This is a genomic window from Pseudomonas sp. Xaverov 259 (assembly GCF_019352915.1).
Classification (GTDB): domain Bacteria; phylum Pseudomonadota; class Gammaproteobacteria; order Pseudomonadales; family Pseudomonadaceae; genus Aquipseudomonas.
In genome coordinates this window covers 358287-370223 of record NZ_JAAAFV010000072.1, presented here as the reverse complement: position 1 = coordinate 370223, position 11937 = coordinate 358287, and the positions used below count along the sequence as shown (strand labels likewise).

General features: G+C 59.8%; 5 protein-coding genes. 1 reads left to right on the top strand and 4 read right to left on the bottom strand.

All coding sequences use genetic code 11. The annotated features are described in order from the left end of the window. From K0H48_RS30375 to K0H48_RS31195, 4 genes are all read right to left on the bottom strand, one after another. The coding region (locus K0H48_RS30375) for a DUF6543 domain-containing protein (RefSeq protein WP_368862223.1) at nucleotides 1-2821 on the bottom strand (2821 nt) is incomplete at its 3' end. 123 nt (nucleotides 2822-2944) lie between these two features. Beyond that, the gene (locus tag K0H48_RS30370; RefSeq protein ID WP_368862222.1) at nucleotides 2945-7798 is read right to left on the bottom strand and encodes a DUF6543 domain-containing protein; all 4854 of its coding nucleotides are present in this window, start codon (nucleotides 7796-7798) and stop codon (nucleotides 2945-2947) included. A gap of 133 nt (nucleotides 7799-7931) precedes the next feature. After that, a complete protein-coding gene (locus tag K0H48_RS30365; RefSeq protein ID WP_219337843.1) occupies nucleotides 7932-11030 on the bottom strand; it encodes a transglycosylase domain-containing protein in 3099 nt (1032 codons plus the stop codon). Nucleotides 11031-11224: 194 nt separating this feature from the next. After that, nucleotides 11225-11563 carry a hypothetical protein gene (locus K0H48_RS31195; RefSeq protein WP_368862226.1) on the bottom strand — a complete coding sequence of 113 codons (339 nt, stop codon included), beginning with the start codon at nucleotides 11561-11563 and terminating at the stop codon, nucleotides 11225-11227. On the opposite strand from K0H48_RS31195, the gene K0H48_RS31005 reads away from it, so the two are divergent. Next, the gene (locus K0H48_RS31005; RefSeq protein WP_307877387.1) at nucleotides 11519-11932 is read left to right on the top strand and encodes a hypothetical protein; all 414 of its coding nucleotides are present in this window, start codon (nucleotides 11519-11521) and stop codon (nucleotides 11930-11932) included. The two genes, K0H48_RS31195 and K0H48_RS31005, sit on opposite strands and share 45 nt — an antisense overlap. Nucleotides 11933-11937: the final 5 nt, after the last annotated feature.

The window sequence follows — 11937 nt, the reverse complement described above, 5'->3', positions numbered from 1 at the left end:
CCGGCACCCGCCCCTGCAGGTAATCCGACACGCCGTCGACTTTTTTCAGCCAGTAGTTGAACAGCTTCGCCTCACGAAAGCTGATGCCATCGGGGGCGTTGGGGGTGTAGAGCAAAACCGGGTTGCTTGCATGGCTGAACAGGTAGTTGCCCATCACCCAATCGCCGTCAATCGTCAGGCGATGTACCTGATACGTGTTGCGGGTCGCAGCCTCCGTACTGCCAAGGCTGTCGATGGCACGCTCCAGCCAGGCCAGGTCGATCCGGGCGATAAGGCCACGCAGGCAGCAATCGAGCGCCGCGTATTTCATCTGCAGTTGTGTAATCGCCAAGGTGGCGTCGCGCCGTTTGGCGTAACCGGGGCTGCTCGCGCTTTGCAACTTTGTACGAACTTCGTCGGTGTAGCGTTGACCGATCCATACACCGGTCACCGACCTTGATACGTTCTGTGGGGTCAGGCGCTTCAGGTCGACGCCCGCCGGCCCGCTGAACGTGGCCGAGGTGGAAAATTTCGCGTCGATGAACCCGATGTTATCCGTGTAACCGTCTCTGTACAGCCGGGTATAGGTGATGGGCTTGGGCAGGCCACCCAACAGCGGCCACGGCGCCGAAACGTATACGGTGTCCGGGTCGACATCATTCTGAGGGCGGCCCAGCAGCGTATTCAGGCTGAGTTTGGCCTTGTCGTGCAGGTAGGCATCGAAGGTAATGAAGTTGGCTTCAGAATCGGGCAGGGCGTTATAGGTGCGCAAGGCACCTGCGGCATCTTCGGCAAGGCTGGTCAAACGGGTTCGGTCTGCCGCCTGGGCCGAGCGGTACCACAGCGGGGTGCTGTATTCGTAGTCGTCCAGCGCAGCGCTTTGCGCATGCACGACCATGGCGTCCAGGCAGACCGTGTGCGAGCACACAGGGCCAAATGTCACCTCTTCGTGTTCCTTTGCGTCGGGCTTGAAGCCCAACCCGGCGAGGAACGTGCGCATCTTCGGGCGAAAACGCAGCGGGCATTGCTCCAACAGGTAGTCGCTCATGGTGCGACCCTTTAACCGGGTTTTGTCATCGGCCCAACCGAGGATATGCGTCTGGCATTCGCGTTCGGTGGTGAATGCCAGGAACTGTCGCTCGCGCGGCGAATCCGGGGTGCACAACAGCAAGCGCAGGATCTGGCCGTTGGCATCTTCCTCGCGCAATAACCACAGGTCTTTGAGTTGCGCGCCATGCAGCAGCACGGTGCGTGCGCACAGGCGCGGGTTCGTGCCGGCCCGCAACGTTTCGAACAAGGTATGGTCTGCCTGGCTCAGGTCGCCGCGCAACCGGGCGACAAAGGCCAGCAACACCAGGCGATGATCAAACACGTCACGAGCAGCCTGTTTGAATTCAGTCTCGGCCTGCATTTCTTTTTGTAGCGCAGCAAAGTCCAGGCGCGGTTGCAGGCCTGGTTCGCGAAGCATATCGAGCAGACCCTGCGCATTCAGATCGGCATGCTCGCCTTGCAGTGCCGCGTTCGCATAAGTGAGGGTGGTATTGGCCAAGAAGTCAGAGTCGGGCAACTCGTCGCCGGTGTGCAGCCCGTCATAGCTCAACTGCACCAGATTGCGGGTCTGCTCATAGGTGCCGACATTGGCGACGTTGCGGCGGGTGGTGATGTTCAGGTGGTACGGGTTCAGGTCGTGGATTTCCAGTGCTTCGTCCAGATACTCGGTCAACTGGAAAGCCGTCAGGGCTTGAGGCGAAGCGACAGGCCCCAGCAGCTCGATATAGGTCGCCCGAGCCTGATTGTAGTCCTGTATGCAACGGCTCAGGGTTTGCTGGTCCGTCGCTGCCGCGTTGCGATGCCAATCCGGCAGGCTGTTATAGACGCTGCGCTCCAGTAGCTGTTGGCGCCTGAACGCCAAGCGTGACGATAAGTCTGGCAGCGCTGCGGTCACCGCGTTGTCCAGGGCTGACTTGAGCAGCGTTGCCTCGTGCAGCGGGTTTTCAACCAAGCTCAATGCCCAATCGATGTCCTGGCTGCGCTTGTCGATGATCGCGTTGTAGGTATGTTCGAACAGTGGCTCGCCGTCAATGGGCAGCAATTGCAAGGGCCAGATATCGTCGACATCCAACGCCTGATAACGCACCGGCAGGTGTCGGCAGAACTCCTCGCGACCTGCCGGCAACGCCAGCGTCGCCTTGAGTTGCTGGTCGAGTTGCGCCAGCGAGTCGAAGGCCTCCAGGCCTCGGTTTGGGGTGAACAACAGGATCTGGCCGAGGTTTTCTCCCGACGTCAGGCTCTCTACGACCGGGCTGGATTTACGCGTAAGCACAAAGGCCCCGGCGAACTCCACGGTTTTATCCTGGTAGCCGAAGTTGAGCGAATACATCCCCGGTCGATAGTTCGGGCCTCGGGAGCAGTCTTCAACCATGCGCTGTTCGGCGGGGCTCAGCAGGTAATCGCGCATATCAAGCTTGGCCTGCTGCTCCAACGCGCCAAGGCCAGCCGTTTGGGTGAGGTAGCTCTTACGGCCTTGATTGTCCACTGTGCTGACTTCGTCAAGGCCTTGCAGGTGGGTGTTCAAGTCGGTTTTGAGCTGGGCGAGCAAGGTTTTGCCGGCTTCTTGGGTGAGGTCTGCCCGCGTCAGTGCCTCAAACAAGCTGCGTGACCTCGCCAGCAGGACGGTGTTGGCGCTGATCAGGGTGGTGTTGAGTTTTTCCAGCGCAAGCAGTTCAGCCGGTACTACGGCGGGCTGTTGGGTTTGAGTACGCAGTTCTGGGTCGATTTCAAGCAGGTGGGTACGCGTTTCTTGAAGCGTCGGTGATGCTGCTGGTGTGTTCGACGTGCTCATGGGCATTGTCCTCATGCTGATGGAGTGGACCATCAGCATGAGGTTTGGGCAGGTTGTGTCGGCGGTAACTATTCAAGGTGCGGGTCATCAGGCTGGCAAGGCAGCTATCGCTCCAGGGGGCGTTCAGACGGGAGGCTGGGTGGAGGGACCTGCCTGTGGGGTTTCGATAGGGACTGTTGGCGCTGGCGTAGAGGGCGTTCCAATGCCCAGGCGCTCAAGGCGCCTTGTCATATGGCGGGTGCTCGTGTAGAAGGCGCCGTTTCTGGAGGATACGTATGTCAGCCAGGATTCTATGTGAATGTCATTATTAAATGCATACGCCGTAACCTCCGCGCTTGTGATGGGCGTCGTTCTCGGGATTTCCGGTCGAAGATGCAACCTGTCCCAGTCCAGAAGATGTTGGTCCGTGATCTTGCCATACCCGCCCGATGGACGCTTGAGCAGCCTGATTTGTCGGCATATGCCGACCGGGGTCAATTCACCGCTCTTTGCAATGTGCCTTGCCCACACTGTTGGGCTGATACGATGTGTCTCTACAAAGGCGTTTGCAGCTGCCCTGCTTTTATGATTGAGGTTTATCCATGTGGTGAAAAGCGCGTCCGTAAACTTTGCGTACCCTTGCGCGGGCGGGGGGGCGAGTTTGGCTATCCCTGCCGCGTTTATCGTCCCGAGCTGATTTACATATATCCTCCACGTCGCGTGTGCGACATTTCGGTTTTTAAAAAAAACTGCCGGGTTCAGTGGGTTGTCTGATTGGGCATTGGCAACGACGTACGTGTTCCAATCCCTGAGCGCAGCGGTGAAATGGCTGTCGACTTTTGGCCCTCCGCCGGGCACACGGGTCAACGTGTCCAATGCCCAGGATTGGTTGGCCAGTTTGCGCAGCTTGAAACGCGTGAACCCACCGTTCGGAGTGAGTACGGGGATGACCAGCCCATGGCGGTCGTAGAGGTTGAACGCGTCCTGAATCCGAAACACCTGCTCTTTACCTTGCCCATCGGCGGCGCGGACCAACAAGATAGGGGGATTGCTAGTCGTGCGATAGATGCCTGTGCCGTCGGACAAGGAAGAGCCGGCCGGAATGCCACCCTGGACCACCAGGTTGGGGGACTCCTGTTGGAAGGCTCTCTCATAGGCCGTCAGGTCGGGCTTGCGCGTGTTTCTCGCGGGTCTGAGCAGCATCTGCAATGGCTTGATACCAATACCGGCGGTGCGTGCAGCTCCGGTGACCGTGGTGGTGGCCGTTGCGAACTCGAACAGGACCTGCTGCCCCTTCCCTGTGCGACGTACAATCAACCCAGCAACGCTTTGCCCCACTTTGCGCAGGGCCTGGACCGTGGTTCTGCCCATCCGGCCCACCCACTGGAAGGCTGAGGAGGTCAGGTGCCCGCCCCAAGGAAACCCGCCTAGCACCGTCATCACGACTTCAACGCCGAACATCACTTTGTTAAACGTGGACTGGTAGGCCAATTCCTCGTTGGTCACGCTTTCATTATCGGTTTTGTCCAGCAAATACAGGTAGTTTTGCCGGTACAGCCCCTCCAGCACATCGCCTGGATACGCGGCCAGGCAATGGTTGAGCAAGCGGGTGTTCGCCGGTAACCGTGCCTTCAGGTAAGCCTGCCAGGTCGAAGTGCGCATCAGCTTGATCAGTTCAGCTTCGCTGGCGATTTCCCTGAGCTCCACGCTGTCGGGCGCACGCGGGGTATAGAGCACCCGCATTTCATCGACGGCGGTGGAGAGTATCAAAACCCCGTTCACGGTCTGCCCGCCGCGCCCCTCGGGAGCATCGTTGGCGGGATTGAACATCAGGGTATTGGCGATGATTGCCTGCCCGTCGACCGGTTGGCGGGCCTTGGGGTCTGGAGCGGCGAGCACTGCCGCCATCCAGGCGGCACCTTTCTTTTGAGCGGGGTCACTGGCCAATAGTGTGCTATAGGCATCCGGACTCAAGCGGGCCAACAAGGTTGCATAGTCCAAGGCCGCCGCCTGGCTTGCCATCCAGGCTTTTTTCACGGCCGTGGAGGTCTGCGGAGCGAGGTGTTTTTTGAGGATGTTCTCGGTGTACTCGTGGCCGATATTCAGCTCTTTGACCCACAGTTCGAGGCGTTCCTTGTCCACGGTGATGGCTTTACCTTGGGCGTCACGTAGCCAGTTGCCTTGCGAGGTAGTCAGGTTGGCTTCCAACGTGTCGTCTTCTGTCCACGATAAGCTCTTGGCCCATGGTTTGTTGTTTTTCAACAGCAGGTTGGTCAGGCTTATGGGGCTCGACCTCACAGCTTCATGCACTGAGCCAAAACCGCCACCGCCACTGATGCGGGTTCGCGTGGTACGCATGACCATCGTCTGGTCCGGGTCAATGTCCTGTGTGGGATAGTCTGGCAGGAACGCGCGTATCTTCACTAGCACCTGTTGCCTGGCATACTCGGCCAGTGTGGGAATCAGCGCGTTCCAGTGTTTGCTCAGTTCGTTCTGTTTCTCGTCTGCGGCGCGCAGTTGGTCTTGCAGCGCCTTCTGGTCCGCTGGGCTCAGGCGTTTTTCCCAGTCTGGCCGCCAATGCTCCAGCAGCCGCCGGTTGCGTGCCACAAAGGCCTCTGCCATGTCCAACAGTTCGACCAGGTCTACACGGCCATTGCTCTGGGGATCCGGTTCACCCTCGGTCAGGCCCAGGATGGCTTCGATGTCAGACTGCTGCTTGTCCAGTAATGCTTGAATGCTGTCGGCGACAAAATCACTGGCTATCGGTGCGAAGGTGTTGCGCAGGTCACTGCCCCATAACCCGGTTTTGCCACGCAGTACCAACAGCGGCAAGCTGGCGATCAATAACCTGCCCGTGTCGTCACCGCTATCGATGCGTGCTTTCAGGGTGTCGTGCAGTGTTTGCAGGGTGGCAAATTCTTCAAAGCCCTGGCTCGGGGTGTACAGCACTACCGTACCCGCTCCAGCTTTATGGGTACTGAGGTTTTTGTGCCCGTAGGGCCAATGGGGAAGTACCGGGCGGGAGTCGTCGCTGGAGGTCAGGACGAAGCTGCCTGGCAGGCGTACACCCTCTGCGTCACCGGTGTTCAGTGTTAATTGATACACCCCTGGCCGGTTTGCGTGGCTGAAGCGGGCTTCACGCCGGGCCTGGGTCGGGCATTGCAGCACCTGATCAATCAGCCGTTTGGCCTGCGGGCTCAAGGTATTGTCGGCCATACCCAGGCGCGCCTGCACCTCCAGGGCTTGACGGTGTACCTCTATCAACCTGGCTTGTGGGCAGTCCAATTCAGGCGCTATGGGCGTCTGCCAGTAAGTGGTGATGTCTGCGGTCAACTTGGCCAGCAGGGCTTCCGCCAGGGCCGTCAGTGTGCCGGTGTAGGGGATCTGGTCGGCAGCGCTGAAAGCCGTGGCGCTGCTGAAGACGCCTTCGGTGTGGCTCGTTTGTTCCTGGGGTTCATCTTCCCAGCACAATAAGGTGCAAAGCGCCTCCAACAAGGTTTGCGAGGATTCAAAATGGCGCTGGCCGTCGCTGTCGGTGCGGTAGCGGTTGACATACAAATCGACCGGTTTGGTTTCGTGGGCCAGTTGCGGGAAGGTCTCCTTGAGCAGGGCTGACAACACGCCCTCCAGCGAAGGGTGTTTGTCTGGGGCCAGTACGTATTCGATCTGCTGGTTGAGTGAGTTCCAAAGCTGTATCAACTGCGCCTGTTGTTCAGGGTCTGGTGGGGTGTGGGCAAGGGCGGGCAAGGTCATTGGGTCTACCGGCGCAGGCAGGCGGGCGCGCAAGCTCGGGCTACCTTTAAGCGGCAGTGCCAGGGTCTCGTTCAGTGCGCTCGCCAAGGTGTCAAACGTGGTAGGGGTGGCGCTGAAGGCTTGGTCGATATCGGCATTTTGCTGGTCACGCTGAGCTTGCAGGCACGTGCTGAATACAGGGCCGGTAATCGGCGTGTAGCGCAAGTTCTGCCCACTGCGTAATTCTTCGTCGGCAAGGTGGCGCTGGCTGAGCGCAATGTTGACAAGCAGCCGGCTTTTATCGGCACCCGTCACCAGGCGTCTGCGCAGGGTGTTCTCCAAGGTGGAGAAATGCTCGAATACCTCAACCCCAAATTGCGGGGTGTAGAGCACCGCCGGACGCGCCCCGTGCAATTGTTCGGTGAGTACGAAGCAGCCGTTCAGCGCCGCCGACCATTCGGGTTGGCCCGTTGAGTACAGGGTGATCGCCACCACCTGTGGCCGTGTGGCCGTGCCCGAGGTCTCATGGCGCACCAGGTTGTCGATCAACTGCTGGCCTTCGGTGTGCATCTTCAGGTGGGCCTTGGCTGCGGCAACGTCCGCCAGGGCTTGAGTGTCCGTGGGTTTTTTCTGCAACGCCTGCTCGGCCTTTGTGACCTCTTGCAGGGCGTCGTGGGTTTTCAGGTCCGACTCAAGCACAAACACTACGCGTTGTTTTTGACTGATAGCCTCCAGCACGCTCAGCGCACCGGTGGTTGCCTGGGTAGACGTCCAGAATACGTCGAGCCTGCGCGCGTACAGTCCCAGGCTGTCATGGTGCAAGTTGCTGATCAGTTGATTGAAGGCCGTGACCTCAAGCGCCGATATTTCGCCGTCGCGACCCGCGTCGTGAGCGCGTGTGTAGAAGCCCACTGCCTGCTTGACTACGCCAGTTTGCGGTTCCTTGGCGTGTTCGGTCGGTATTTTGCCGGTGGCAATAGCCTCTTGCAGAACCTGGGTCAGGTTACGCGTTCGGGTCACACGGGGCTTGGGTTCGAGGCGGTCTGGAATGTCCGTTGCCGGGGTGTCGTACACATACTCGTTGAGGAAAACCGCATCGGGATCAAGCGGCGTACCGGGCACAAGGTTGGCCAGTGCCTGGCGCAAATGGCCAGCCATCAGCGTGGCGAAGTCCGGTTGGGCATCGAGCAGATGTTCAATGGCGGTGAGACAGGCCGGTAACCGTTGCAGCAGGTCTTCGGCTGGTGGAAGGGTAAGTGACGACATAACCTGGGTTTCCTGTAGATATAGGGTGACGGCACCCCATGTGAATCGAACAATTGACTCGACCTACACTACTTCCCCAGGCTAAAGGGGCGGCCATACATAACCATTGCATTATTACGCGGCCTTTTGCCCTTTAGTGCTGATTAGCCACGGGCAGGCACAGCGTGTGGCTGCCTGGCTTCAGGTACGGCAGCAGAATGGGCGCCATGCCTTTGAGCACCTGCACGGGCAGCGCCGAGGTGAACTTGAAATTTTGTGCCGAGCTGCCCGGGACGAAGGCGGTGAGCGTGCCGAAGTGTCGATCGCCGATATAGAACACAAAGGTGGCGGTGCGGTTGATCGCCTTGGAACTGAGCACCCGGCCGCCGGCGCCGATGGCTTCGATACGGTTGTCACCTGTGCCGGTCTTGCCGCCCATGGCCAGCGGCGTGCCGTCGTCCAGTTTGAAACTGCCGGCCACACGTTTTGCCGTACCGGCATCCACTACTTGGGACAAGGCCCCGCGCAGTGCTCGCGCCACTTCGAGCGGCATCACCCGTTTGCCTTCGGCGGGGTCGTTGATCACTTGGGTTTCATAGGGTGTATCAGCGGCAAAGTGCAGGCTGTCGATGCGCACCACCCGCGCACGCACGCCATCGTTGAGGATGATCCCCATCAATTCCGCGAGCGCCGCCGGGCGATCGCCGGAGCTGCCGATGGCCGTGGCCAGGGAGGGCACCAGATGGTCGAATGGATAGCCCACCGCTTGCCAGCGCTGATGAATATCGAGGAAGGCTTGGACCTCGAGCATGGTGCGGATGCGACTGTCACGGGCGCTCTGATGGCGGCTCTTGAACAGCCAGCTGTAGACTTCCTGGCGCTCGAACTGGCTGGCCTTGACCACCTCACTGAAGGTTGCCTCGGGATGGTTAAGCAGGTATCCCACCAGCCATAGGTCCAGTGGGTGCACCTTGGCGATATAGCCCTGGTCGGGCAGGTCATAGGTACCGGGGCCGTAAGCTTTGTAGAGATTTTGCAGGCGCTCGTCGGTGAGTTTCTCACCGGTTTTGATGCCGTTCAGGTGGGCGCGCACGAACAGGTCGAAGCTGTCCTGGCTGGCGTTGGGTAACAAGTAACGGTGCACGGCGGCCAGGCGGATCGGCGTGGGGCGCAGGCCGTCGAGAAAGGTGTCGAGGCGGGCCTGGGTGTCTTTCTTCTGGTACTTCTTCCAGAACTTGCGCAGGAACGTCGTACCCTCGCGGTCGGCGAAGTCGGCCAGGTATTCCTGGCGGCGCGGGTCACTGTCGTCCTTGAGCAATTCGGCGCTGTTGCTGGCGCCCGAATAGGTGCTGAAACGTACGAGGTCACGCATCAGGCGAATGAACGGCAGGTTGATCGACTCACGCAATGCATCGCGCAAGGTCGGGTTGCGACCGTTGTCTTCGTTACGGAAATTGTGGAAGTGATGCAGGCCGCCACCGGTGAAAAAACCTTCGTTGGGGCTGGCCGAATAAGTGCGGTTGAGGGCGGCGTCGAGCATGTTGGCCAAGGATTTATCCGGTGTCTGGAGCAGGTAGTCGACGGCCCAGCGGCTGATACGATCCTGTTCGGCGATGTCGACTTTCTTCAGTGCGGCGGGCGCTTGTGCGGCGTACTTGTCGTGCAGCTCGGTGACGATTTGCAGATAGGTGGTGAGCACTCGCAGCTTGGCCGTGGAACCTAGCTCGAGTTTGCTGCCTTCGTTGATATCGAAGGGTTGGTCGGTGTTGTCGGTTTGTACACGTACACGTGAGCCGTCCGGTGTCAGCTCGAACAGGGTGAAACTGTAACGCACCTGGGATGTGCTGGCGGGCGTCAGCAGGCGTTCGCCGAGCAGGCCCGTTTTACCGGCGAAGGTCGGGTCGGCCAGTTGCTTGAGGTAATCGGTGACCTGGGTTTGCAGCTCGCCGTGCAAGGTGCTGGTGGCGGAAAGATCCAGGCGGTCAAGGTCGTACAGCGGTCGGTTGAGCAGCGCGGCGAGGCGGCTGCGGGCGACGCTGATACCTTTGTTGGTGTCGATGGGCTGGACGGTCGGCTGTTGCTGCCAGTCGCGGTAGGTGACTGGCGCCGCCAGCGCGGCATGGAGCAGTTTTGGGTCGATGACGGCGTTCTGCGCGAGCAGGCGCAGGTGGCTGTCGGTGAGTCGTGCCAGTTCGTCGCGTCCCTTGGCCAGGTAATGGGAAGGGCGGCGCTGGGCGATCATCAGCGACAATACCTGGCGCAACGCGAGGCCACGCGCGGCGAGGCTGGCTGGCGTCGATGCGGTGTCGAGCAGGGCTCGATTGACCTGGGCGAAGTCGGCGCCGTACCACACCCGCAAACCTTCGGCCATGCCATGGACTTCGCCGTGCCCAGGCACGGCGGACAAAGGCACGCTGTTGAGGTAATCGCGCACCACGTTTTGTCGGGCGGGAAGGGTGTCCGGGCCATTTTGGTAAGCCCGCACGCTGGCCGAGAGCATCTGGCGGATTTTTTCGCTGCCCGACAGGGTCAGGCCGTCGGGCGAATGGCGGTACTTTTCCAGTTGGGTCGCCAGGGTGCTGCCGCCCGCCGTTTGCCCCGGTAAGTGCAATTGACGGGCGAGCTGTGACCACGCGGCCTTGGCAAAGCGCGGCCAATCCACCGCCGGGTTGGCCTGTGCGGGGTCAGCGGCGAGCAACTCGCGGTTTTCAATGAATAGCAGGCTGTTGACCATCAGCGACGGGATGTCATCGAAGCGCGCATACAACTGGGTAGGGTAGTTGAACTGATACAGCGGTGCAGCGCGGCAATCGGTGATGGTCAGCCCGGCCTGGATTTTCTCGGCGTAGGGAATGAACAGGCCATGTCGGCTGTAATCCATCAGTGCCTCGGAAAAGCGCACCTGGGACTGGATCAGGTAGTTGCGCTTGAGCAGGCGAGGCAGGAATTCGCCGAGGGCGCTGTAGCCCAGGCGCTGGTCGAACGGCCCGGCGCCGGGATACACCATCGCATCGCTGGCGCCTGGAGCCAGGCTGTAGGTCAATTTGGCGGCCCACTGGCTGAACTCGCGAGCCTGCCAGCGGGCAGTGTGGATCTCCCGGTTGGCGGCAAAGCCCAGCGCGATCAAGGCCATTAACAGGATCAGCCAAAACAGGCGCCGCCAGGGCCTGGTTTTTTTGGGCAAAGGTGCTGGGGGCGGGCTGTCGTTGTCGAGTTCAGCCTTGACGGGACTGGTTTGCCACAGAGCGCCCATAGTCGATTGATCCCTGCTTGCAGATTGATCGGACTTGTCTGAAGCGTAGACGCTGATTGCCGGTGCCATGAGGTTTGTTGCAAGCCAGGCCCCGTGCCAGTAACGCCTGCGTAACATCATGGCGCTGTGGCCCGCCCAGGCTCAGGTGAGGCCCATGCGCCCCTTCTTATTCAGCGGATGTGTATTGTGAGGGCTCATCCGGTGGTTGCTTCGGCCCTTTTCTCCTCTACCTCGTATGAGACATCAATGTCTTCGTGTGCGTGGATGACTATCGGATTGCCACTGGAGTAGTTCAGAACGTTATTGCTCAGGTACAGTGGATGCCTTCTGCGGGGAAGGGAACTGCAGGTCAGGGTCGGACTCATTAGATCGGAGTGTGAATGGAGGCGCTCGATCTGGTAGTAGCCTGCGTCGGTCCTATGAAGCTCTCCGCCCACTCCGGGCATTACCATGTAGACGGCACAGTCATTGTCCATGAGTATCCCCCCATGGATAACAACGACGAGACGATCTTCGTCGTCGCGTTTATCCAGCCAGAAAATATGTTTTCGATAGGTGGGGGGAACCCACGCATTTTCAGGTCGATCAGGTGTCCGAGGTGGATTAACGCATGGGGTTATGGGGTTCTCGACGGAGGGCGTGGTGTCAAGCGCTGCCACGACGGCAGTGACTATTTCAGAGATAACGGATTGGGTAATGTCCATGATGTTGCCTATTCAGTTCGGTTGTTGAATGACAAGGCAATTAAACGACTTCTGTCTCTGCTGACTCCGGTAATTAATTACGCCCGTGCCCGACACGGTCAGGCCATCGGGAGAGTGGCGGTATTTTTCGAGTTGCGTGGCCAGGGTGCTGCCGCCGGCACTCCGGCCCGGCAGGTGCAGCACCTTGGCCACTGGTGACCGCG